20 protein-coding genes and 3 pseudogenes are annotated in these 23,521 nt (G+C 74.6%); 19 read left to right on the top strand and 4 right to left on the bottom strand.

Features of this window, described 5'->3' with window-relative positions; translation table 11 throughout:
- The 11 genes and pseudogenes from ACFWJO_RS33540 to mug form a co-directional block, all read left to right on the top strand.
- Positions 1-152, top strand: a pseudogene (locus ACFWJO_RS33540) (biotin synthase BioB); the annotation flags it as partial.
- Positions 145-1,425, top strand: coding sequence for an adenosylmethionine--8-amino-7-oxononanoate transaminase (locus ACFWJO_RS33545; RefSeq protein ID WP_386871351.1), 1,281 nt, complete (start codon positions 145-147; stop codon positions 1,423-1,425). The pseudogene ACFWJO_RS33540 and the gene ACFWJO_RS33545, both read left to right, overlap by 8 nt.
- A gap of 76 nt (positions 1,426-1,501) precedes the next feature.
- A complete protein-coding gene (gene bioD / locus ACFWJO_RS33550) occupies positions 1,502-2,221 on the top strand; it encodes a dethiobiotin synthase (RefSeq protein WP_386871353.1) in 720 nt (239 codons plus the stop codon).
- Positions 2,222-2,366: 145 nt separating this feature from the next.
- Complete coding sequence (locus ACFWJO_RS33555) at positions 2,367-2,714, top strand: VOC family protein (protein WP_386871355.1); 348 nt, start codon at positions 2,367-2,369, stop codon at positions 2,712-2,714.
- A gap of 54 nt (positions 2,715-2,768) precedes the next feature.
- On the top strand, positions 2,769-3,659 hold the full coding sequence (locus ACFWJO_RS33560) for a TIGR03621 family F420-dependent LLM class oxidoreductase (RefSeq protein ID WP_386871357.1): 891 nt from the start codon (positions 2,769-2,771) through the stop codon (positions 3,657-3,659).
- A 49-nt stretch (positions 3,660-3,708) separates the two neighbouring features.
- On the top strand, positions 3,709-4,134 hold the full coding sequence (locus ACFWJO_RS33565; protein WP_386871358.1) for a GNAT family N-acetyltransferase: 426 nt from the start codon (positions 3,709-3,711) through the stop codon (positions 4,132-4,134).
- Positions 4,135-4,381: 247 nt separating this feature from the next.
- Positions 4,382-5,722 carry a hemolysin family protein gene (locus tag ACFWJO_RS33570; RefSeq protein WP_386871360.1) on the top strand — a complete coding sequence of 447 codons (1,341 nt, stop codon included), beginning with the start codon at positions 4,382-4,384 and terminating at the stop codon, positions 5,720-5,722.
- Positions 5,719-6,738: a hemolysin family protein gene (locus ACFWJO_RS33575; protein WP_386871362.1), complete on the top strand. Its 1,020-nt coding sequence runs from the start codon at positions 5,719-5,721 to the stop codon at positions 6,736-6,738. The genes ACFWJO_RS33570 and ACFWJO_RS33575 overlap by 4 nt, the downstream gene beginning before the upstream one ends.
- Positions 6,739-6,911: 173 nt before the next feature.
- Complete coding sequence (locus ACFWJO_RS33580) at positions 6,912-7,697, top strand: SGNH/GDSL hydrolase family protein (protein ID WP_386871364.1); 786 nt, start codon at positions 6,912-6,914, stop codon at positions 7,695-7,697.
- Between the two features lie 73 nt (positions 7,698-7,770).
- A complete protein-coding gene (gene purB / locus ACFWJO_RS33585; protein WP_386871366.1) occupies positions 7,771-9,213 on the top strand; it encodes an adenylosuccinate lyase in 1,443 nt (480 codons plus the stop codon).
- The gene (mug, locus tag ACFWJO_RS33590) at positions 9,210-9,785 is read left to right on the top strand and encodes a G/U mismatch-specific DNA glycosylase (protein ID WP_386871427.1); all 576 of its coding nucleotides are present in this window, start codon (positions 9,210-9,212) and stop codon (positions 9,783-9,785) included. Before purB ends, mug begins: the two co-directional genes overlap by 4 nt.
- Positions 9,786-9,807: 22 nt before the next feature.
- Here the strand turns inward: mug and ACFWJO_RS33595 are convergent, their stop codons facing one another.
- Complete coding sequence (locus tag ACFWJO_RS33595) at positions 9,808-10,176, bottom strand: hypothetical protein (protein ID WP_386871368.1); 369 nt, start codon at positions 10,174-10,176, stop codon at positions 9,808-9,810.
- 152 nt (positions 10,177-10,328) lie between these two features.
- On the opposite strand from ACFWJO_RS33595, the gene ACFWJO_RS33600 reads away from it, so the two are divergent.
- Positions 10,329-11,486: an ROK family transcriptional regulator gene (locus tag ACFWJO_RS33600; RefSeq protein ID WP_386871370.1), complete on the top strand. Its 1,158-nt coding sequence runs from the start codon at positions 10,329-10,331 to the stop codon at positions 11,484-11,486.
- 87 nt (positions 11,487-11,573) lie between these two features.
- Here ACFWJO_RS33600 and ACFWJO_RS33605 read toward each other — a convergent pair whose 3' ends face one another.
- Positions 11,574-12,314, bottom strand: a complete 741-nt coding sequence (locus ACFWJO_RS33605) for a GntR family transcriptional regulator (protein ID WP_386871372.1) — start codon at positions 12,312-12,314, stop codon at positions 11,574-11,576.
- Between the two features lie 293 nt (positions 12,315-12,607).
- Positions 12,608-13,489 carry an RNA polymerase sigma-70 factor gene (locus ACFWJO_RS33610; protein ID WP_386871429.1) on the bottom strand — a complete coding sequence of 294 codons (882 nt, stop codon included), beginning with the start codon at positions 13,487-13,489 and terminating at the stop codon, positions 12,608-12,610.
- 204 nt (positions 13,490-13,693) lie between these two features.
- Here ACFWJO_RS33610 and ACFWJO_RS33615 point away from each other — a divergent pair, with 204 nt between their 5' ends.
- Positions 13,694-14,536 carry an alpha/beta fold hydrolase gene (locus tag ACFWJO_RS33615; protein WP_386871374.1) on the top strand — a complete coding sequence of 281 codons (843 nt, stop codon included), beginning with the start codon at positions 13,694-13,696 and terminating at the stop codon, positions 14,534-14,536.
- Positions 14,537-14,590: 54 nt separating this feature from the next.
- Here ACFWJO_RS33615 and ACFWJO_RS33620 read toward each other — a convergent pair.
- Positions 14,591-15,427: pseudogene (locus ACFWJO_RS33620) on the bottom strand (EamA family transporter); the annotation flags it as partial.
- An 84-nt stretch (positions 15,428-15,511) separates the two neighbouring features.
- On the opposite strand from ACFWJO_RS33620, the gene ACFWJO_RS33625 reads away from it, so the two are divergent.
- The 6 genes and pseudogenes from ACFWJO_RS33625 to ACFWJO_RS33650 form a co-directional block, all read left to right on the top strand.
- Positions 15,512-15,670: a hypothetical protein gene (locus ACFWJO_RS33625; protein WP_386871376.1), complete on the top strand. Its 159-nt coding sequence runs from the start codon at positions 15,512-15,514 to the stop codon at positions 15,668-15,670.
- Positions 15,671-15,736: 66 nt separating this feature from the next.
- Complete coding sequence (locus tag ACFWJO_RS33630; RefSeq protein WP_386871377.1) at positions 15,737-17,311, top strand: PLP-dependent aminotransferase family protein; 1,575 nt, start codon at positions 15,737-15,739, stop codon at positions 17,309-17,311.
- Between the two features lie 42 nt (positions 17,312-17,353).
- Positions 17,354-18,958, top strand: a complete 1,605-nt coding sequence (locus ACFWJO_RS33635) for an alkaline phosphatase D family protein (RefSeq protein ID WP_386871379.1) — start codon at positions 17,354-17,356, stop codon at positions 18,956-18,958.
- 164 nt (positions 18,959-19,122) lie between these two features.
- Positions 19,123-20,529 carry an SWIM zinc finger family protein gene (locus ACFWJO_RS33640; RefSeq protein ID WP_386871380.1) on the top strand — a complete coding sequence of 469 codons (1,407 nt, stop codon included), beginning with the start codon at positions 19,123-19,125 and terminating at the stop codon, positions 20,527-20,529.
- Positions 20,526-23,189: a DUF6493 family protein gene (locus ACFWJO_RS33645; protein WP_386871382.1), complete on the top strand. Its 2,664-nt coding sequence runs from the start codon at positions 20,526-20,528 to the stop codon at positions 23,187-23,189. Before ACFWJO_RS33640 ends, ACFWJO_RS33645 begins: the two co-directional genes overlap by 4 nt.
- Before the next feature lie 97 nt (positions 23,190-23,286).
- Positions 23,287-23,521: pseudogene (locus tag ACFWJO_RS33650) on the top strand (GNAT family N-acetyltransferase); the annotation flags it as partial.

A 23,521-nucleotide genomic window follows, 5' to 3' on the forward strand; every position in this document is an offset into this window, starting at 1 on the left:
GCTGCGGCCCGTGCGGTGGCGCGGCCCCCGAGGCGACGCCTGCCGCCGAGGCGCCGGCCGCCGCGGAGGCGCCGGCCGCCTCCGGGGCCAGGACGGACCTGGTGGCGGTGCGCCGCCGCGGTGCCGGCACGGACCTCGCCCCGAATGCGTAACGACGAACTCCTCGCCCTGGACCGGGCGCACGTCTGGCATCCGTACGGCCCCATGCCCGGCCGTACGGACCCGCTGGTCGTCGCGTCCGCGTCCGGGGTACGGCTCCGGCTCGCCGAACCGGTCGAGGGACGGACCGAGTTGGTCGACGGCATGTCGTCGTGGTGGGCGGCCGTCCACGGCTACAACCACCCGGTGCTCAACGAGGCGGTGCGCGACCAGCTCGACCGCATGAGCCACGTCATGTTCGGCGGGCTCACCCACGAGCCCGCCGTGCGGCTCGCCGCGCGGCTCGTGGAGATCACGCCCGAGCCGCTGCGGCACGTCTTCCTCAGCGACTCCGGCTCGGTCGCGGTCGAGGTCGCCGCGAAGATGTGCCTGCAGTACTGGCGCTCGGTCGGCCGGCCGGGCAAGCGGCGGCTGCTCACCTGGCGCGGCGGCTACCACGGCGACACCTGGCAGCCGATGTCGGTGTGCGACCCCGAGGGCGGCATGCACGAGCTCTGGTCGGGCGTGCTGCAGCGGCAGGTGTTCGTGGACGCCCCGCCGGCCGGGTACGAGGAGTCGTACGCCGAGCTGCTGCGCGAGGCGATCGGGCGGCACGCCGACGAGCTGGCCGCGGTGATCGTGGAGCCCGTGGTGCAGGGCGCGGGTGGCATGCGCTTCCACAGTCCGGAGTACCTGCGGGTGCTGCGGGAGGCGTGCGACGCGCACGACGTGCTGCTGATCTTCGACGAGATCGCGACGGGCTTCGGACGTACGGGCGCGCTGTTCGCCGCCGACCACGCCGGGGTCTCCCCCGACGTGATGTGCCTCGGCAAGGCGCTGACCGGCGGCTATCTGTCGATGGCGGCGACGCTCTGCACGAGCCGGGTCGCGGAGGGCATCTCGCGCGGCGAGGTCCCCGTCCTCGCCCACGGCCCGACCTTCATGGGCAACCCGCTGGCCTCGGCGGTCGCCCTCGCCTCGATCGACCTGCTGCTCGGCCAGGACTGGCGGGTGGAGGTCAAGCGCATCGAGGCGGGCCTGCGCGAGGGGCTCGCCGATGTGGCCGGTCTGCCGGGTGTCCGTGACGTCCGCGTCCTCGGCGCCATCGGCGTGGTCCAGCTCGACCATGACGTCGACATGCGGGCCGCGACCCGCGCGGCCGTCCGAGAGGGCGTCTGGCTCCGGCCCTTCCGCGACCTCGTGTACACGATGCCGCCGTTCGTGACGGGCGACGAGGACGTGTCGCGCGTCTGCGAGGCGGTACGGGCGGCGGCGGTCGCGGGCTGAGCCGGCACTCCGACGGTCGCGTCCCGTCGCACGGCAGTCTGTGTTCACGGATTCACGGAAGGAAGAGGACATCCCCTTGAGCGTCATCGTCATCACCGGCACCGGTACCGAGATCGGCAAGACCGTCGTCACCGCGGCCGTCGCGGCCCTCGCCTCCGCCGGCGGGCGGTCCGTCGCCGTGCTCAAGCCCGCGCAGACGGGTGTCGGTGCCGGGGAGGCCGGCGACGCCGACGAGGTCGTGCGACTGGCGGGGGCGGCGGTGACGGGCGCGGAACTGGCGCGCTTTCCGGAGCCCCTGGCTCCGGACACCGCGGCGCGCCGGGCCGGGCTCGCGCCGGTGGCACCCGCGGACGTCGCGGACGCGGCACGGAAGCTGGCGGAGGAGCACGACCTGGTCCTCGTGGAGGGCGCCGGCGGGCTCCTCGTACGGTTCGACGAGGAGGGCGGGACGCTCGCGGACGCCGCGCGGCTCCTCGGCGCCCCGGTCCTCGTCGTCGTCCCCGCCGGTCTCGGCACGCTCAACTCCGCCTCCCTGACGGCGGAGGCGCTGCGGGCGCGCGGCATCGAGCAGCTGGGCGTGGTGATCGGCAGCTGGCCGGACGCTCCGGACCTGGCGGCGCGCTGCAATCTGACGGACCTGCCGAAGGCGGCGGGCGCCCCGCTCCTCGGGGCGGTACCGGAGGGGGCGGGCGCGCTGACGCCCGAGGCGTTCCGGGCGGCGGCACCGGGCTGGCTGGCACCGGCGCTGGGCGGCGCCTGGGACGCGGCCGGGTTCACCGCGACGGCCGGCGCCTGATCCGCGGACGCCCGGCAGCGGACGCCGCCGGGCAGCGCACCGCACAGCCCCAGGGCCGACGGCCCCACGGCCAACCGCCCCACGGCCCCACGAGGCCCACGGCCAACCGCCCCACGGCTTACGGCCCACGACCTAGGCTGGGCCCATGCCTCGTGCCCGTGTTCAGGAGATCGTCTTCGACTGCGCCGCCCCGGCCGCCCTCGCGCGGTTCTGGTCGGCGCTCCTGGGCGGGGCTCCGGTCGACCGGAGTCCGGACTGGTCGTACGTCGACCCGCCGGGGTTCGTACGCCTCGCCTTCCAGCGGGTTCCGGAGGGCAAGGCGGTGAAGAACCGCCTCCATCTGGACCTGGAGGTCGGCGATCCGGCCGCGGCGGCCGAGGAGGCGCTGCCGCTGGGCGCGAGCCGGTCCGGCGGGATCGTGACGGACGAGCAGGGTTCGTTCCAGGTGATGCGGGATCCGGAGGGCAACGAGTTCTGCTTCGTGACAGGCTGAAGGTCCGTCAGGCGCGCGTCCGGGCGCGCCGGGCCCGATCCTGGAGGTAGCGCCGTGGTGCCGCCGTTCCGCTTCGCCGTCAACATGCTCAGGCCCGGCTCGGGCGGGGAGTGGCGGACCCGCTGCCGCCGCGCCGAGGAGCTCGGTTACGACCTGATCCTGGTCGCCGACCACCTCGGGATGCCCGCCCCGTTCCCCTCGCTGGTCGCGGCCGCGGAGGCGACCACCCGGCCGCGTCTCGGGACCTTCGTGCTCAACGCGGGATTCTGGAACCCGGCGCTGCTGGCCCGTGAGGTGGCCACGACGGCCGCTCTGACCGGCGGCCGGCTGGAGCTCGGTCTGGGCACGGGCTACGTGCGCGCCGAGCACGAGGAGGCCGGGATCCCGTTCCTGCCGCCGGGCGAACGCGTCGCCCATCTGGCGCGTACGGTCGAGGAGTTGGCCGGGGCGCTGAAGGGCGACGGGACGAGCCCCCGCACCCCGCTGCTCGTCGGCGGCAACGGCGATCGCGTGCTGCGGCTCGCGGCCCGGCACGCCGACGTGACGGCGTTCAGCGGCGGGCGGTTCACCGGCGAGTCGGTGACGGTGCTGACCGCCGAGGAGCTGGCCGGGCGGGTCGGGACGTACCGGGGCTTCGAGGCGGAGGCCGGGCGGGAGCGTCCGGCGGAGCTCAATCTGCTGCTCCAGCGCGTCCTCGTGACCGACGACCCGGCCGCGGCGGTGGCGGACTTCCTTCCGCGCGTCCCGTACCTGACCGAGGAGCAGGTGCTCGACCTGCCCATCCTCGCGATCGGCACGGTACGGGAGATCGCCGACCGGCTGACGGCACTCCGCGAGCGGCTGGGACTCTCCTACTTCACGGTCCTGGACGACGCCATGGAGGCCTTCGGTCCGGTGATCGCCGAACTGCGCCGGCGCGAGCGGCCCGGGCACGCGGCGTCCTGACCGGTGAAACGCGCTCGACGCCCGGCGCCGCCGGTGGTGGGATGCGGGCATGGACGATCTTCGGATACGGGCCGCGGTCGCGGCCGACATCGACGCGGTGCTCGCCTTCTGGAAGGCCGCCGCCGAGGGCACGAGCATCAGCGACGACCCGGCGGGCGTCGCCCGGCTCGTGGAGCGGGACCCCGAGGCGCTGCTGCTCGCCGAGCGGGCCGGTGAGCTGGTCGGGACGGTGATCGCCGGGTTCGACGGCTGGCGCTGCCATCTGTACCGGCTCGCCGTCCACCCCGGGCACCGGCGGCGCGGCATCGGCGGCGCGCTCCTCGCGGCGGCCGAGGAGCGGTTCGTACGGCTCGGCGGGCGGCGCGCGGACGCGATGGTCCTCGACCGCAACGCGCTCGGGCGGGCGGTGTGGCGGGCGGCCGAGTACGGCCCGGAAGAGCAGTGGACGCGCTGGGTGAAGCCGCTGCCGGCCTGACCCGGGCCGCCTTCCCGCCCGCCGGGCCGGTCGGCCGCCGGGCCGGTCGGGGGGCCGCCGCCGGCCACCACGCCGCTTTGCCGATCCTTTACTATGGGTGGGCAGAATCCGATCATCCGACCGAAAGGTGTGAGCGTCCGCCCATGGGCGAGCCTCCCAGTAGCCGTTCCCGCTTCCGCAGCCGACATCGCGCGGTCCTCCCTCCTCTGAGTGATCATGGGACTCACCCGGGGAAGGAGGTGAACCGATGACCGAGGTACTGCTGCTCCTGGTGGCGCTGCTGCTCGCCGTGGCGTGCGGTGCGTTCGTCGCGGCCGAGTTCTCGCTGACCACGGTCGAGCGCGGCGAGCTGGAGGCCGCGGCGAAGCGCGGCGAGCGCGGCGCGGCCGGCGCGCTGAAGGCGGTCAGGTCGCTCACCTTCCAGCTCTCGGGCGCCCAGCTCGGCATCACCGTCACCAATCTGGTCGTCGGCATGCTCTCCGAGCCCTCGATCGCCGCCCTGATCCGCGGACCGCTGAAGTCCCTCGGCTTCTCCGAGTCGATCGCCTCCTCGCTCGCCCTGGTGATCGGCACCGCCCTGTCGACCGTGGTCCTCATGGTCGTCGGCGAGCTCGTGCCCAAGAACTGGGCGATCTCCTCGCCGCTGGCGGTCGCCAAGGTGGTGGGCAACCCGCAGCGGTTCTTCACCGCCGCCTTCAAGCCGCTGATCAGCCATCTGAACAACACGGCCAACCGGGTTCTCCGCCGGCTCGGCATGGAGCCGACCGAGGAGCTGGCCTCCGCCCGCTCCCCGAAGGAGCTGGTGGCGCTGGCGCGGCACTCCGCGAAGGAGGGCGCGCTGGAGGCGGACACCGCCGAGCTGTTCGTCCGCACGCTGAACCTGGCCGAGCTGACCGCGGAGAACGTGATGACCCCGCGCGTCCAGGTCACCGCCCTGGACGTGCAGGCCACCGCCGAGGACGTCGCCAACGCGACGCGCGCGACCGGCCTGAGCCGCTTCCCCGTGTACCGCGGCAGCCTCGACTCGGTCGTGGGCATCGCGCACATCAAGGACGTGCTGGCCATACCGGCCGACGAGCGGCGCCTGCGCCCGGTCGGCGACATACTGCGCGAGCCGCTGCTCGTGCCGGAGAGCCTGACCGTGGACAAGCTGCTCGACCGGCTCTCCGGGAAGCAGACCATGGCCGTCGTCATCGACGAGTACGGCGGCACGGCGGGCGTCGCGACGCTGGAGGACATCGTCGAGGAGGTCGTCGGCGAGGTGCGCGACGAGCACGACCCGCACGAGACGCCGGACCTGGCGCGGGCGGGCGAGGACGCCGACGGCCGCGAGCTGTGGTCGGCGGACGGCGCCGCCCGCACCGACCAGCTGCAGGCCATCGGCCTGAAGGTGCCGGAGGGCCCGTACGAGACCCTGGCGGGCGTGCTCGCCACCGAGCTCGGCCGGATCCCGGCCGTCGGCGACAGCATGGAACTGGCCGGCTGGCGGCTCGACGTGGTGGACGCGTCCGGGCGGCGCGCGGCGCGCGTGCTGCTGCATGCCCCGCTCCCCCGCTCCGGCGACACGGACGAGGAGGCCGGCCGATGACCGTGATCCAGCTGCTGATCGGCCTGGCGACCCTGGTCGTCAACGCCTTCTTCGTCGGCGCCGAGTTCGCCATGATCTCCGTGCGCCGCAGCCAGATCGAGCCGCACGCCGAGTCCGGCGACCGGCGGGCGCGCAGCGTCATCTGGGGGCTCGAGCACGTCTCGGCACTGCTCGCCGCCGCCCAGCTCGGCATCACCCTGAGCACCCTGGTGCTCGGCATCGTGGCCGAGCCGGCCATCGCGCACCTGCTGGAGCCGGTGTTCGACGCCGTCGGCGTGCCGCACGGCCTGGTGCACCCGATCTCGTTCGTCATCGCGCTGACGCTCGCCACGTACCTGCACATGCTGCTGGGCGAGATGGTCCCGAAGAACATCGCCCTGGCCGAGCCGACCCGCACGGCGCTGCTCCTCGGCCCGCCGCTGGTGGCCCTCACGCGCGCGCTGAAGCCGGTGATCTTCTCGATCAACGCCTTCGCCAACGGCATCCTGAAGCTGCTGCGGGTGGACGCCAAGGGCGAGGTGGCCGCGACGTTCTCGGACGACGAGCTGGCCCGGATGGTCACCGACGCCGGCGACGCGGGTCTGCTCGACGACCGCGCGGCCGAGCGGCTGCACGACGCCCTCGAACTGGGCCGGCGCCCGGTGCGTGACGTCGTGATGCCGGTGGAGAAGGTCGTGTACGCGCAGGTGGGCACGACTGCGGAGGAGATCGAGGCGCTGTCCGCGCGCTCCGGGTTCTCCCGCTTCCCGGTGGTCGACGCGGACCGCGGGATCCTGGGCTATCTCCACGTGAAGGACGCCCTGGACATCTCGCCGCGGGACCTGCCGTTCCCGGTGTCGGCGATGCGGCCGATCGCCCAGGTGAAGGCGGCCACGCCGCTGGACGACGTGCTGACGGCGATGCGGCGCAGCCGTACCCACCTGGCGGCGGTCGTCGACGAGGACGGCAAGCTGGCCGGCCTGGTGACGATGGAGGACGTGCTGCGGGAGCTGGTGGGACGCCCCTCGGCGCCGTAGCCCTCGCCGCTCCGCCGGAGGGCCCGGGACGCGAGGAGCGTTCCGGGCCCTCCGCGTTCGTGGCGCGGTCCGCCTCCGGCCCTCGGGTCAGAGCGCGGGCGCCCGCAGCCAGGCGCTCGCTCCCGGTTCCCCGTCGTCGCGCGCTCCATACCGGGCGGTATGATCGCGGGGTCATGGAGATCAATGCCACGTACACCAGTCTCGTCGCCGTGGGCGACAGCTTCACCGAGGGTATGTCGGACCTGCGGCCGGACGGTTCCTACCGGGGCTGGGCCGACGTCCTCGCGGGCCGGCTCGCCGCCCGCACGCCCGGCTTCCGCTACGCCAACCTGGCCGTGCGCGGCAAGCTGATCGGGCAGATCGTCGACGAGCAGGTGGACGCGGCGGCGGCGATGAAGGCCGACGTGGTGACGCTGGTCGGCGGCCTCAACGACACCCTGCGCCCCAAGTGCGACATGGGCCGGGTGCGGGCCCTGCTCGGCGAGGCCGTCGAGCGGCTGGCCCCCTCGTGCGGGCGGCTGGTCCTGATGCGCAGCCCGGGCCGCAACGGCCCGGTCCTGGAGCGCTTCCGGCCCCGCATGGAGGAGCTCTTCGCGTACGTCGACGAGCTGGCCGCCCGGCACGGCGCCCTGGTGGTCGACCTGTACGGCGCCCCGGCGCTCGCCGACCCGCGGATGTGGGACGTGGACCGGCTCCACCTGACCGCCGAGGGGCACCGGCGGGTCGCGGAGGCGGTCTGGCAGACCCTCGGTCTGCCGGAGGAGCACGACTGGCGTTCGCCGCTCGCCCCGACCGTCCGCCCGGGCTGGGCCTCCCGCCGGATCGCCGACGCCCGGTTCGCCAGGGAGCACCTGGGGCCGTGGATCGGCCGCCGGCTCACCGGCCGCTCCTCGGGCGACGGCCGCCCGCCGAAGCGTCCGGAGCTGCTGCCGTACGAGGCGCCGGAAGCGCTGACGTGACCCCCGTCTCGTAGCAAGCTCCAGCCCGGACCCTGGCGCTGGCCTGCAGAAATCACCAGTAAACTCTGGACACGTGACTGCTGCGACTGCGAAGCCCCGCATCCCCAACGTCCTGGCCGGCCGCTACGCCTCCGCGGAGCTCGCCGTCCTCTGGTCCCCCGAGCAGAAGGTGAAGCTGGAGCGTCAGCTGTGGCTCGCCGTGCTGCGTGCGCAGAAGGACCTCGGGATCGAGGTTCCCGACGCCGCCCTCGCCGACTACGAGCGCGTGCTCGACCAGGTCGACCTCGGCTCGATCGCCGAGCGCGAGAAGGTCACCCGCCACGACGTGAAGGCCCGCATCGAGGAGTTCAACGCCCTCGCCGGCCACGAGCACGTGCACAAGGGCATGACCTCGCGCGACCTCACCGAGAACGTCGAGCAGCTCCAGATCCGGCTCTCCCTGGAGCTGATGCGGGACCGTACGGTCGCCGTCCTCGCCCGCCTCGGCAGGCTCTCCGCCGAGTACGGCGAGCTCGTCATGGCCGGCCGCTCGCACAACGTGGCCGCGCAGGCCACCACCCTCGGCAAGCGCTTCGCGACCGCCGCCGACGAGCTGCTCGTGGCGTACGCGCGCCTGGAGGACCTGCTCGGCCGCTACCCGCTGCGCGGCATCAAGGGCCCGGTCGGCACCGCCCAGGACATGCTCGACCTGCTCGGCGGCGACGCCTCGAAGCTGGCGGAGCTGGAGCAGCGGATCGCCGGTCACCTCGGCTTCGCCCACGCCTTCACCTCGGTCGGCCAGGTCTACCCGCGCTCGCTCGACTACGACGTGGTCACCACGCTCGTGCAGCTGGCCGCCGCCCCCTCCTCGATCGCCAAGACGATCCGTCTGATGGCGGGCCACGAGCTGGTCACGGAGGGCTTCAAGCCGGGCCAGGTCGGCTCCTCCGCGATGCCGCACAAGATGAACACCCGCTCCTGCGAGCGCGTCAACGGCCTGATGGTCATCCTGCGCGGCTACGCGTCGATGACCGGCGAGCTGGCGGGCGACCAGTGGAACGAGGGCGACGTCTCCTGCTCGGTGGTCCGCCGGGTGGCCCTGCCGGACGCCTTCTTCGCCTTCGACGGTCTCCTGGAGACCTTCCTCACCGTGCTCGACGAGTTCGGCGCCTTCCCGGCCGTCGTCGCCCGCGAGCTCGACCGCTACCTGCCGTTCCTGGCCACCACCAAGGTCCTCATGGGCGCGGTGCGGGCCGGCGTGGGCCGCGAGGTCGCCCACGAGGCGATCAAGGAGAACGCCGTGGCCTCCGCCCTCGCCATGCGCGAGCAGGGCGCCGAGCGCAACGAGCTGCTGGACAAGCTGGCCGCCGACGACCGGATCCCGCTGGACCGTGAGCAGCTGGACGCGCTGATGGCGGACAAGTTGTCCTTCACCGGTGCCGCCGCCGACCAGGTCACCTCCGTGGTCTCCCGGATCGAGGAGATCGCCAAGCAGCACCCCGAGGCCGCCGGCTACACCCCCGGGTCGATCCTCTGACCCGCTTCACCCCGCAGCAGCTGGAGGCCGCCCGCGACCGTCTCGTCCCCGACGTGACCGCGGGCGGCCTTTCGGTGCTGTTCTGCGGGATCAACCCGGGTCTGATGACGGCGGCGACGGGCCTGCACTTCGCCCGCCCGGGCAACCGGTTCTGGCCGGTCCTGCACCTGTCCGGTTTCACGCCGCGGCGGTTCGCGCCGGCGGAGCAGGAGGAGCTGCTGGCGTACGGGCTCGGCATCACCAACGTGGTGGCGCGGGCGAGCGCGCGGGCCGACGAGCTGACCGCCGAGGAGTACCGGGAGGGCGGCCGGATCCTCACCGAGAAGGTGGCGCGGCTGGCCCCGCGCTGGCTCGCGATCGCCGGTGTCACCGCGTACCGCACGGCCTTCGGCGAGCCCGGGGCGGCGATCGGACCGCAGGAGCGGACGATCACCGGGCCGCACGGAACCACCCGGATCTGGGCGCTGCCCAGCCCCAGCGGCCTGAACGCCCGCTGGACGGCGCAGAGCATGGCGGAGGAGTTCGCCCGGCTGCGGGAGGCGGCGGGCGTGCCGGACCGACGGGCCGCCTAGGGCCTGTCAGGGGACTCAGGTCTCATGGCGGGTCCACGACGGTGACGCAGACGAGTATGCGGTGCTCGTCCTCTCCCGTCCGTACGACTCCGAGCGCGATCCACCTCCCGTCCGCGCGCCACAGCTCGACGCCGGCCGCCGCCTCGCTCAGCAGGTCCCAGGGCGCGGGTATGTGCTCGCCGCGTTCGGCCCGGAGCAGCAGCGAGCCGAGGCCGACGTGCTGCGGCGGTCCCCAGCGGTCGGCGAGACGGCCGGCGAGTGCCGTCCGCTCCGCCTCCGTCTGTTCCTCGGAGGCGTCGGCGGCGGATAACTCGGCCAGGTGGTGCCCGCCGTCGCGGAAGGGGCGTCCGCGCAGCAGGTCGAGTGCGGCGACGTGCCGTGCCAGGGTCATGGGTCCAGTAAAGCGCCGGGCACTGACAACTGGCGGCGCGTCAGACGCCCGGGTGCGCTCCGCGGCCCGGCGGGCCCCGGGCGGCGCTCGCCGCTCCCGGGTCCATTGAGTAACATCCGGCCAAAGAGGCGCACGAGCTGGGAGGACACACGGTGGGGCGGCTGACCGGCGGGGATCCGTCTCTGCTGCGGCGGATCAATTCCGCGGTGGTACTCCATGCGCTGCGGGGCTCCGACGCGCTCACGCTCACGGACCTGACCCGGATCACGGGGCTTTCCCGGCCGACGGTCGAGGGGGTGACCGAGGGGCTGATCGAGGGCGGTCTGGTCGTCGAGGCGGCGCCCGAGGAGGGCGAGACCCGGCGGCAGGGCCGGCCGGCCCGGAGGTTCCGCTTCCGGGCGGAGGCGGGTCATCTGCTCGGCATCGAGATCGGGCCGCACCGGGTCGCCGCGCTGATCTCCGGTCTGGACGGCCGGATCATCGGCGCGGGTTCGCGTGAGGTCGCGGAGACCGCGCCGGAGGACGAGCGCCTCGACCGGGTGCGGACGGTGGTGGCCGACGTGCTGCGGCGGACCGGGGTGCCCCGCTCGAACCTGCGGGCCGTGGGCGTCGGCACGCCGGGGATCGTGGAGGCGGACGGGACGGTCCGGCTGGGCACGGCGCTGCCGGGCTGGACGGGGCTCGCGCTGGGCGAGCGGCTGCGGCGCTCCTTCCGCTGCCCGGTGATCGTGGAGAACGACGCCAACGCGGCGGCGGTCGCCGAGCACTGGAAGGGTGCGGCGACCGATTCCGACGACATCGTGTTCGTGCTCGCCGGGCTGAGCCCCGGTGCCGGTTCGCTGATCGGCGGGCGGCTGCACCGCGGTTTCGGCGGGGCGGCCGGCGAGATCGGGGCCCTGCACCTGCTGGGCCGCGGGGTCACGCCCGAGCACCTGCTGTCACCGACCGACGAACCGCTCCACCCGCTCGACGAGCAGGCGGTGGCGGAGGTGTTCGCGCTGGCCCGGCAGGGTCACGCGCCGGCGGAGGCCGCGGTGGAGCGGTTCATCCAGCGTCTGGTGCACGACGTGGCGGCGCTCGTCCTCGCGCTCGATCCGGAGCTGGTGGTGATCGGCGGCTGGGCGGCCGGCCTGGACGGCGTGTTGCAGCCGCTGCGCGACGAGCTGGCCCGGTTCTGTCTGCGGCCGCCGCGGGTGGTGCTGTCGATGCTGGGCGAGGCGGCGGTGGGCACGGGCGCGCTGCGGCTCGCGCTCGACCACGTGGAGGAGCAGCTCTTCGCGGTGGACGGCAGGGTCACGGCCCGGCGTTAGGCGTCCGCGCGGTACGAAGAACGGGACGGCGGCACGGGGAAGGCCCCGGGCACGTGCCCGGGGCCTTTCCGCAGAGCTTGCGTGGCGTCAGGACGCCATGGCCAGGTCGCCGGAGTCGCCGAAGGTGAGGCGGCAGGTGTCGGCGCGGTAGGTGGCCACGGACACGGCCGCGGTCCGGCCTCCGGAGAGGTAGCGGGTGGTGACGACGAGGACCGGGGAGCCGGGCAGCCGGTCGAGTTCCTTGGCGTCGTCGGCGCGGGCCGAGCCGAGTTCGACGGCGCGGTCCTGGCCTTCGAGGTCGAGCCGCCGCAGTTCGCGCAGCACGGCACGGGCGCGGGTGGCGCCGTCGGCGCTGTCGGCCGTGACGAGGCCGGGCACCGAGCCGGCGGGCACGTAGAGCAGTTCGGCCGCGACGGGCCGGCCTTCGGTCACGCGCAGCCGGCGCACGATGTGGACGCGCTCGCCGGACTGGACGTCGAGGAGGCGGGCGACGGCGGCCGGGGCGGTGTCGGCGGCGCAGTCGACGGACTGCCAGGTCTCCTCGCCGGCGCCGGGCCAGGCCTGCTGGGTGGTGGAGACGTCGACGCCGACGCGCGGCGGGGCGACCGTGGTGCCGACGCCGCGGCGGCGCTGCAGACGGCCTTCCAGCTCCAGCTGCTCCAGGGCCTGCCGGAGGGTGGCGCGGGCGACGCCGAAGCGGGCGGCCAGCTCGCGCTCGTTGGGCAGGATCTCCCCGACCGCGAACTCCGAGTCGAGGGCTTCGCTGATCACGGTCTTGAGGTGCCAGTACTTCGGCTCCGGTGCTGCTTCGAGCTGCGTGGTCCCCACCCTGATCCTCCGCACATTCGCCGTGTCCCGCGGCGTTTTCCGCGCCCTTGTTTATTAAAGGTTCCTGCACTAACTCTGCGACCATAAGGCGCGACCCACCCTTGGTCAAGACCAATCCTCCGTCGTGCGGCCCCGAATGTGACCCTCTGACCTAGATCGTTCACAGGACGTTCGCGTCCCGGTGGGCCCCGGGCAGCAGAAGGCCCGCCCCGGAGCGTTCGGCTCCGGGGCGGGCGGGCGGTCGGGAGGCTGGCGAGCGGGAAGGCGGCCGGAAGCGGCGGCCTGGAGGGGGCTCAGTCCAGGGAGAGGCCCTGGAGCTTGTCGGGGTTGCGCAGGATGTACATGCAGGCGATCCGGCCGTCGCGGACGTCGACCTGGTAGACGGCGTCGACCCGGCCGCCGACGAGCGCGACCAGCGCCGGGCCGCCGTTGATCTCCTCGAAGCGGAAGTCGAAGTCCGCTCCCGCGCCCTGGGCGACGGCGACCATGAAGCGGCCGATCTTGTCGGCGGTCTCCATGATGCGCAGCGGGGCCTTGGCCTTGCCGCCGCTGTCGCCGACCAGCCGGACGTCCGGCGCGAGGAGGGCGAGCAGGCCCTCCAGGTCGCCGTTCGTGGCGGCGGCGAGGAACCGCTCGGTGAGGTCGCGCCGTTGGGCCGGGTCGACGTCGTAGCGCGGGCGGCCCTCGTCGACGTGCCTGCGGGCGCGGGCGGCGAGCTGGCGGACGGCGGACTCGCTGCGGTCGAGGGTGGCGGCGATCTCGGCGAAGGGGAAGCCGAAGGCCTCGCGGAGCACGAACACCGCGCGCTCCAGCGGCGAGAGGGACTCGAGGACGACGAGCAGGGCGAGGGACACCGAGTCGGCGAGCAGGGCGCGTTCGGCGGTGTCGGGCACGGAGGGCCCGAAGTCGGTGACGACGGGCTCGGGCAGCCAGGGGCCGACGTAGGACTCGCGGCGGGACTGGATCTGGCGGAGCCGGTCGACGGCGAGCCGGGTGGTGATGCGGACGAGGTACGCGCGCGGCTCGCGGACCTCGGCGCGGTCGCCGGAGGTCCAGCGCAGCCAGGCCTCCTGCACCACGTCCTCGGCGTCGGCGGCGCGGCCGAGCATGCGGTAGGCGACGCCGGTGAGCATCGCGCGGTGTTCCTCGAAGAGGTCGGTGGGGTCGGTCAGCATCTCGGTCGGCACGCCCTCCATCCCAGCCGACCCGTTCTCCTGTGTCCAGTTGGATCCCGTTGCGACCCCGGATCCTGAACTGGACCCCCGTTGGGATCCCGTTGCGGCCCCGGTCTTGAACTGGACTCTACTCACCGGTAATTCTTGCTGACAGGGTGTCTTGCAGAGTGCCGGTACGCACGACCACGCACGACAGGGAGAACCATGTCCGCACAGATCTCGTTCCCGGTGGAGTCGACGGCCGGGCCGCGCACGGTCACCGAGACGTACGAGCGCCGGGGCGCGGGTGAACCCCTGCTGCTGCTCCACGGCATCGGTCATCTCTGGCAGGCGTGGGAGCCGGTCATCGACATCCTCGCCACCGAGCGGGACGTGATCGCCGTCGACCTGCCCGGCTTCGGTTCCTCACCGGCGCTGCCGCCCCCGCTCGCGTACGACCTGCGCACGGTGGTGCCGGTGCTCGACGCGTTCTGCGGTGCGCTCGGGATCGAACGCCCGCACGTGGCGGGCAATTCGCTGGGCGGGCTGCTCGCCCTGGAGCTCGGCCGCGAGAAGCTGGTGCGCTCGGTGACGGCGATCTCGCCGGCCGGCTTCTGGTCGCAGGCGGAGCGGCGCTACGCGTTCACCACGCTGCGCGCGATGCGGGGCGCCGCACGGGCGATGCCGGTCCCGCTGGTCGAGCGGCTGTCCCGGAGCGCCGCCGGCCGCACCGTCCTCACCAGCTCCATCTACGCCCGCCCCGGGCGGCTTTCACCCGAGGCAGCGGTCGCCGAGACGCTGTCACTGAGCCGGGCCACCGGCTTCGAGGAGACCCTCGCGGCGGGCCGGAACGTGCTGTTCACCGAGGACGTCCCCGCCGTACCGGTGACCGTCGCGTGGGGCACCAGGGACCGGCTCCTGCTGCGCCGCCAGGGAATCCGGGCCAAGCGCGCCATCCCGGGCGCCCGGCTGATCCGGCTTCCCGGCTGCGGTCACGTCCCCATGAACGACGACCCCGCGCTGGTGTCCCGGGTGATCCTGGACGGCAGCGCCGGCAGCGCGGTCTGACGCCCCGCCGGTCCGGGTCCGCCCGTCGAACAGGCCCGAGCCCAGGGCCGCCCCGGCCCCCACCAGGAGTCCGCCGGCGGCCTGCGCCGGGCCGAAGGAACCGTGCGAGACCGCGACCGCGGTGAGCGCGGCGGCCACCGGGATGGCACCGGTGAACAGCGTGGCGCGCTCCATGCCGATCCGCTGGACACCCATGTAGAAGAGGACGAAGCCGACGACGGTCGCCAGCGCCGCCTGCCACACCAGCGCCCCGGCCTCCACGGCCGTCGGCATCCGCAGCGCCGCGGTGCCCTCGACGAGCAGGCCGAGCGCCGTCGCCTCGACGGCGGCCACGCCGCACACGACGGACGTCAGGAGCTTCGGCCCGAGCAGCCGCAGCACCGGCACCGCGAGCACCGTGAAGCCGACCTCGCCCGCGAGGGCGGCCGCCGACCAGCCGAGCCCGGCGAGGTCGGTGCGGCCCCAGCCCTGCACGGTGAAGGCCCCCGCGGCCACGAGCACCGCGCCGTACAGCACCGCCCTCGTGGGCCGGCGCCCCTCCGTCAGCGGCACCAGGACGGCGACCACGACCGGCGCGCAGCCGACCAGGACGCCGGGCACGGCGGGCTCGGCGGTCCGCTCCGCGGCCAGGATCGCCAGGTTGAAGCCGACCATGCCGACGGCCGCGACGAGGGCGATCCGCAGCCACAGCCGGACGGTGAGCGCGCGCAGCGGGGCGAGCGCGCCCCGGCCGAGCAGCGGCAGCAGGAGCAGGCAGGCGGCGGCGTAGCGCAGGGCCTGGCCGCCGGCGTAAGGGTAGGAGCCGAGCAGGCTGTTGGCGGTGAAGGAGGCGCCGACGAGGGCGTAGGCGACGGTGACCAGGAGGGCGCCGCGCAGGGAGTTCGCGTTCATGCCACCGACGCTAGGAACCGGACCGGCCTGTTTGGAGGTCCACTTCCACGACGGGATCGGGGACCACTTGGGGGGCGGCGGCACATGGACTGGTTCGACGGGGACTCGGGCGGGCGGGATTCCCACGACGTCGACGCCGGCGGCGACTGGAACTGGGTGAACGTCGGGTGCGTCGCCGTCTTCGTGGTCCTGGCGGTGGTCATGTTCACGGTCCTGGACCGGGTGCGGGACCTGCTCTTCTAGGGGGTGCCCCGGCCTCTGCCGGTACGCTCCGCTCCTGGGCGACGCGGAGGACGAGGGGGCGTGGGAATGCGCGGGCAACCGGCCTGGGAACTGCTGCTGCCCGCGGCGGCGGCCCCTGCGCGACAGCGGGGCCGTGCGCTCCAGGAGGCGCTTCGGGAGGCCGTGCGGACGGGACGGCTCGCCGCCGGGACCCGGCTGCCGTCGAGCCGCGCGCTCGCCGCCGACCTCGGCGTCTCCCGGGGCCTGGTGACGGAGGCGTACGAGCAGCTCACGGCGGAGGGCTATCTGCGCAGCGGCCGGGGGTCCGGGACCTGGGTGGGCGGAACGGCGCGCGCCGCCGCGCCCGGCGTACGCGACCTCGCGCCGCGCACGCCGGGCGTGCGGGTGGACTTCCACCCCGGCACGCCCGATCTGTCGCTCTTCCCCCGGTCCGCCTGGGGCGCCGCGCAGCGCGCCGTACTGACGGAACTCGCGCACCGGCGGCTCGGCTATCCCGATCCGCGCGGCCTCCCGGAACTGCGGGGCGCGCTCGCGGCGCTGCTCGCGCGGCGGCGCGGCGTCGTGGCCGACCCCGAGCGTCTGGTGGTGTGCTCCGGCGTGGCGCAGGCGGCCACGCTGCTGGGCTTCGCGCTGCGGGCGCACGGGCACGGCGCGGTGGGTGTCGAGGATCCGGGCAGTCCGGAGCACGGCAGGCTGTTCGCCTCGACCGGCCTGGACACGGTGTGGCTGCCGGTCGACGCGGAGGGCCTGGTGCCGGGACCGCTGGCCGCTTCCGGCGTGCGGGCGGTGGTGGTGACGCCGTCGCACCAGTTCCCGTCCGGCATCGCCTACACGGCGCGGCGGCGGGCCGGACTGCTCGACTGGGCACGGTCGGTGGACGGCTTCGTCCTGGAGGACGACTACGACGGCGACTTCCGCTACGACCGGGCGCCGGTCGGCGCGCTGCAGGGCCTCGACCCCGAGCGGGTCGCGTACGCGGGCTCCGTGAGCAAGTCACTCGCGCCGGGCATGCGCCTGGGCTGGATGCTGGTCCCCGAGGCGCTGCTCGGCGAGGTCGTGGAGCGCAAGCGGACGATGGACCTCGGCAACCCGGTCCTCGACCAGGCGGTGCTCGCCCGCTTCGTGACGAGCGGCGGCTACGACCGCCAGCTGCGGCGCTGCCAGCGCGCCTACCGCGAGCGGCGGGACGCCCTGGTGACCGCCCTGGAGCAGCACTTCCCCGGCACCGAGGTGAGCGGCATCGCCGCCGGACTCCACGTCATCGCGCGCGTGCCGCACGCGTACGGCCCGACGCCCCGCCTCCTGGAACGGGCCCGCACCGCCGGAGTGGCCCTGCGCCCCCTGGAGGACTACGGCACGACCCGCCCCGACGACGGTGCCGTACGCCTGGTCATCGGCTACGCCCACCTGACGCCCTCGGACATCGCCCTCGGCGTACGGCTGCTCGCGGAGGCGTACGAGGCGGAGGAGGCGTACGGGGCGGAGAACGCGGGCGGCGCGGAGGAGGCGGGGACCGCAGGGGAGGCGGCGGGCCGGGCGGGGCCGGCGGGCGGCGTGGAGGAGGCGGGCGGGGCGGGGGCGCTTTCCCGGCCCGCCCGTTGTTCACGCGAGGTTCGGCTGGACGCCGCAACCGGGCGCTAGGCATGGGGCGTTCCGTTCCGCACCGTCCTCCGGAGGCGCTCGATGTCCCAGCCCACACCCGGCCCGGCAGCCGCCGCTCCCGCCCGTCGCACGGTCCTGCGCGGGTCGCTCGCCGCGTCCGCGGCCGCCCTGACGGTCGGAGGCGGGGCCTTCGCGGGCCCGGCCTTCGCGCTGTCGGGACGGCCGTCGGCCGCGTGGGGCGTGCAGACCGGTGACGTGACCGCGCACTCGGGCCTGGTGTGGGTCCGTTCGGACCGGCCCGCCCGCATGATCGTGGAGACCTCGTCCGGCGAGTCGTTCCGGCGGGTCCGCCGGCACCTCGGGCCGCTCCTCGGCCCCGGCACGGACTTCACCGGGACCACCGCGCTGCGGGGCCTGCCGGCCGGCGAGCAGATCCACTACCGGGTGACCCTCGCCGACCCGGACGACCCGCGCCGTACCGGCGAGCCGGTCACCGGCACCTTCCGTACGGCGCCCGCGCGGCGCCGGGACGGCGTGCGCTTCCTGTGGTCGGGCGACATCGCCGGGCAGGGCTGGGGCATCAACCCGGACATCGGCGGCTTCCGCGCGTACGAGGAGATGCGCCGGCTCGACCCGGACTTCTTCCTGTGCAGCGGCGACACGATCTACGCGGACGGCGTCATCCAGCCCAGCGTGACCCTGCCGGACGGCCGGATCTGGCGGAACGTCACCACGCCCGAGAAGTCGAAGGTCGCCGAGACCCTGGCCGAGTACCGGGGCAACTTCCGCTACAACCTGCTCGACCACAACGTCCGCGCCTTCAACGCACAGGTGCCGACGATCGTCCAGTGGGACGACCACGAGGTCCGCAACAACTGGTACCCCGGACAGATCCTCGACGACGCCCGCTACACCGAGAAGGACGTCGACGTCCTCGCCGCCCGGGCCTCGCGGGCCTTCGCCGAGTACTTCCCGGTGTCCACGCTGCACGCGCGCGCGGGCGAGAGCCGGGCGGAGGGCCGGATGCACCGGGTGGTGCGGCACGGACCGCTGCTCGACGTCTTCGTGCTCGACATGCGCTCGTACCGGAACGCCAACTCGCCGGGCCGCCAGGCCGACGCCACGACGGGCATCCTGGGCGCGGAGCAGCTGGAGTGGCTGAAGCGCGAGCTGAGCCGCTCGCGCGCGGTGTGGAAGGTGCTCGCGGCGGACATGCCGCTCGGGCTCGTCGTCACGGACGGCGCGACGGACTTCGAGGCGGTCGCGCAGGGCGACCCGGGCGCACCGCTCGGCCGCGAACTGCAGATCGCGGAGCTGCTGCGGTTCATCAAGCACCGGCGGATCACCGGCACCCTGTGGCTGACGGCGGACGTGCACTACACCTCGGCACAGCACTACGCGCCGGAGCGCGCCGCGTTCCAGGACTTCGCTCCGTTCTGGGAGTTCGTGTCGGGGCCGCTGGCGGCCGGCGGCTTCCCGGCGAACAGGCTGGACGGCACCTTCGGGCCCGAGCGGGTCTTCGTGCGGGCTCCGGAGCGGGCCAACCTGTCGCCGATGGAGAGCCCGCAGTACTTCGGCGAGGTCGACATCGACGGCGACAGCGGGGAACTGACGGTCCGGCTGCGCGCCGAGGGCGGCACGGTCCTGTTCTCGAAGGTGCTGCAGCCGGGGCGCGTGGGGCAGTAGAGGCTGGCTCACCGGGCGTGCGGCGGACCGGCGGGCGACAAGCGGCGTGCGTCCGGCGCCGGGACGGCGTGCGGCGAGCGGCGAGCGGCGAGCGGCGAGCGGCGAGCGGCGAGCGGACTGCGGTCCAGGGGTCGTTGTCAGTGCCGGGTCCTACCGTCGTTTCCATGACGCGATCCGTACAGGCGCTCGCCTACGCACGCCCGTCCGCCCTGGAGCCCGTGGGTTCCGGGCGGCTGCTCGGCCTGGAGACGGCCGGGGGCCTCACGCCGCTCGGCGCCGAGGCCAACCCCCGGTTCTTCTCCGGTTTCCTCACCTCGCCGCAGATCGCCGCGCGCGGGCTGCTGGCCGTGGCCGACGTGGCCGCGGCCCGCTACCACCAGCGGATACGACCGGGTTCGCTGGACCCCGTGGTGACGGGGAACGGGGACCGGCTGCGCTTCGAGTCCTTCTCGGGCTGCGGCGGGGTTTACGCCCGCCTGGACGTGCTGAGCGCGGGTCTGGACGGGGCGGAGACCGGTCACGGCACGACCAACGTGGACGTGAACAACCCGCTCCGGGAGGCCCTTTCCCGGCTCACCGGCGACGATCCGCTGCACCTCCGGGTCGGGCCCGAGGAGATGGCGGTGACCACGCTCGACGGGCCGGTCGTGGAGAAGAAGGTGCCGCTGCCGGACCGCTGGCTGCGCGGCTTCGCCGAGGCCCAGGTCTCCTCCGCCGGCTTCGACCTGCGGGCGGAGCTGTCCGGGGCGGAGGCGGTGCGCTTCCTGCGTTCACTGCCGCGTTCCCAGGCGCGGGGCCGGGGCCCGCTGTGGGTGGTGCGGTCCGGCCGGACGCTGCGGCCGACGACGCGGCCGGTCCCGGGTGCGGTGTGCCTGGCGGGGCCGGACCGGCTCGTGGCCCTGGAGCGGGTGCTGCGGCACGCGACCGCGCTGCGGGTGTACGGGCCGGTGCCGGACGGGACGGCGGCGGCGAGCGCCTGGGAGGTGGAGCTGCCGGGCATGCGGCTGACCCTGACCCTGTCCCCCGACCCGGCGCGCGGCTTCTCCGGCGAGGGCGGCGTGCTCGAGGCCCTCGCCACGGAGGAGGCGGCGCAGGACGCGGAGCTGGTCTCGGTGCTGCTCGCCTGGGAGCCGCGGATCGACCTCGCCGATCTGGCGGAGCAGTCGGGACTGACCGTGGACCGGGTGCGGGCCGCCCTCACCCGGCTCGGGACGGCGGGGCGCGTGGGCTACGACGTGGCGGAGGCCGCCTACTTCCACCGCGAGCTGCCGTACGACGCCGACCGCGCCGAGCGGCACAATCCGCGCCTGGTCGCGGCCCGGGCGCTGCTCTCGGAGGGCGCGGTGACCTTGGACGGCGACCTCGCGTCGGTGTACTCCGGTGAACGGCGTTACCAGGTGCGGGAGTCGGAGGGCGGGCGGCTGAGCTGCACCTGCCCGTGGTGGGCGGAGTACCGGGGCCGGCGGGGGCCGTGCAAGCACGCCCTCGCGGTGCGCATGGCGCGGCGGGGCGGCGCGGTGGAGACGGCGGGGACGACAGGAACGGCGGAGATGGCGGGGGGCGCGCGATGACGGGGACGACGACGGTGGAGGAGCTGCTCGGGGCGGTCCGCGCGGGGAGCCACGAGAAGGTGCCCGGCCTGCTGGCGGGGCTGGACGCCGCCGCCCGCAAGGCGGTGCTGCCGAAGCTGGGCGAGCTGCGCAAGGAGGTGCGGGGCTGGGGCTGGGACCGGTGGAACGAGCAGCGGGCGGTCCGTTGCGCCCTGCGGGTGGCGGGCGCCGGCTGCCACACCGGACCCGCCGCGGCGGCTGCCTGGATCGGCGCGCGTGACCTGTCGGACTGGGGTGGGAACACGGTCGACGACGTCCTCCGGGTGCTCGCCGACCGCGATGCGGACTGGCTCGCGAACGTGGCGCAGCGGCTCGCCGAGCGGCCGTCCGTGGCGGAGGAGCAGTACCGCCTGGTGCACACCCTCGTGGTCCGCTCCGGCTGCCCGGCGCCCACCACCGAGGCCTACCTCCGGGGCTGGACGCGGACGCTGACGAACGGGCGGCTGCTCGACCGGCTGCGCGAGGACCCCCAGACGCCGGTGCTCGTGCCGTACGTGCTCGCGCTGACGGAGACGCCCGACCGGCTCACCTGGTCGGCCGGGCCCGAGGATCCCGGGCACTGGCCGACCGCGCTCAGGGCGCTCACCGAGGAGGGACTCCTCGACCGGACGATGCTGGTCGACGGCTGCGTGTCCCGGCTGCTGCGCGGGGGACGGCCGCGGGACCTGCGCTTCCCGCTGGCCCTGCTGCGGCTGCTCGGCACGACGGACGAGGAGCGGCGGTCGCGGATCCCGGACTGGCTGGGCATGGCGGCGGACGCGCCCTCGCCGGTGGCGGCGTACGCCCAGGAGGTGCTGGCGGAGCTCGCGCTGAGCGGCGGGCTCGCGGTGCGGGAGCTCGCGGAGATGTCCGGTGCGGTGCTGTTCCGCAGCGAGAAGAAGCTGGTGCGGGCGCAGCTGACCCTGCTGGGCAAGGCGCTGCGGCGCGAGCCGGGAGCGGCGGCCGAGCTGCTGCCGGTGGTGACGGACGCCTTCGGGCACGAGGACACGACGGTCCAGGAGCGGGCGCTCGCCCTGGTGGGCCGGTACCTGAAGCACGTGCCGGACGAGCAGGTGCGGGAGGAACTGGCGGGCGCGGCGGAGCTGTTGAGCCCGGTGCACCGCGCGGCAGCCGCGGAGCTGTTCGGTCTGGCCGCCCTGGCCGACGACGTGCCGTACGTGGAGGTGCTGCCGCCGGTCCCGGAGCTGCGCCCGCTGGCGCCGGCGGCGGGGACGGTCGCGGAGCTGATGGAGGACCTGGTCGCCCTGGCGCGGAATCCGTACGCGTCCGTCGAGGAGTTCGAGCGAGCCCTGGACGCTGTCGTACGGCTGGCGCACCTGGACCGGGAGGCGCTGGCGGCGGCGGTGCGGGAGACGTTCGCCGGCGCGTACTGGATGGAGCACCGCGACCATGTGTCCCAGGGCTCGGAGGGCGTCCTCACCGTGCTGGCCGCCCTCGCGGGTGCGGTACGGCCGCAGCAGCTCGACATCGCCCGCAGGCGTCCCTCCGGCACGCCGAGTTGTGCCCACAAGGCCCTGACGCGGGTGATCGACGTGCGCGCCTGGGAGGCCGCGTGGCTGGTGGCCACGGCGGCACCCGTACCCTTCCTCCTCGCCACGCCCACCCACCACACGGGGGCGATCGATCCGCCGGTCCTGGTGGAGCGGCTGCGGGAGTACCGGGACGCCGGTGTCGAACCACTGCCGGTGGATCTGGCGCAGTCGCTGCTGCGGGTACGGAAGGCCGGCCCGGCGGCGGCGGAGGCGGCCGCCGCCGCGGCGGCGCTCGGCACGCGGGCGGGGACGCGGCTCGCGGAATGGCTGTCGGCGGACGAGTCGCTCTCACCGGGGACGCGGTTCCTGGCCCGTGGCCAGGACCGGCGGTCGGGGCGGTGGTGGCTGGCCGACCGGCTGGTGGTGTCGGTCCGCGAGCGCCGGGCGATACGCGAGGAGTTCCCGCCGGCGTTCCAGTGGCTGGGCGGGTCCGGGACGGAGATCGTCCGCGGATGCGACGGGTACCACTGGTCCGGTCTGCGCCCGCTCTGGCCCGGCGTCCTCCCCGACGACCGGGAGACGCTCGCGGCCTGGCTGCTGCCCACGCTTGCCGGCGGGGCCGAGTGGGAGGAGCGGGGTGCGGCCTCGGGTCTCACCGCGCTCGCCGAGGCCGACGGTCCGATCGGTCCCGCCGTCCACGCGGCCCTCGCCGTGGGTCTCGGCTGCCGGCACGTCGAGGACCGGCTGACGGCCGTCGACGCGCTGCTCGTCCTCGCCTCCCGCGGCGAGCTCGACCCGTCGCTGCTCGCCGCGCGCCTCGCCGAGCTCGTCGCCGAGGGGACGGTCAAGCCGAACCGGCTGGCGGACGCGGCCCGTACGGCGGCGGCGACCGGTGCGTACGCGACGGTCCGGGCGGTGCTGCTCGGCCTGCTGCCCTCGGTGCTCTCGGCGCCGAAGCCGGTGCACGGGGCCGGGGAGCTGCTGGCGGTGGCCGCCGAGTGCGTGGAGCGGAGCGGCGGTTCCGGGGAGGTGGCGGGGCTCGCCGGGCTGGCGGCCCGGCGGGGCTCGACGCAGCTGGTGACGCAGGCCCGGAGGCTGGCGGCCGCCCTCGGCCGGCGGACCGATCGTACGCCGACAGAAGCAGCGTAAATCGGTCACTAGTGCCCCAGATCGGCGCTTAACCCGTCAGTCACAAGGCGTTCGTGATCACGCAACACCGCTGGGTCACAGTGAGGTCATGACCGACATGACGCGCACGAAGAACGCCCGCCGCACCCACCACTGGCGGCACGACCTGATCGAGCTCGCGGCCCTGTTCACCGCCGTGGTGGTGGCCGACACGATCGCCAAGACCATCGCCAAGGGGCCCGACGGCCCGTACCTGCTGGTGTTCTCGGCGATCGCGCTGGTCGCCACGGCCGCCTTCCACACCTGGTGGGCCCGGCGGCACAGTCATGCGCCGCCCGCGGACGATCCCGGCG

The organism is Streptomyces sp. NPDC127092, from assembly GCF_042722475.1.
In the GTDB taxonomy this organism is placed as follows: Bacteria; Actinomycetota; Actinomycetes; order Streptomycetales; family Streptomycetaceae; genus Streptomyces.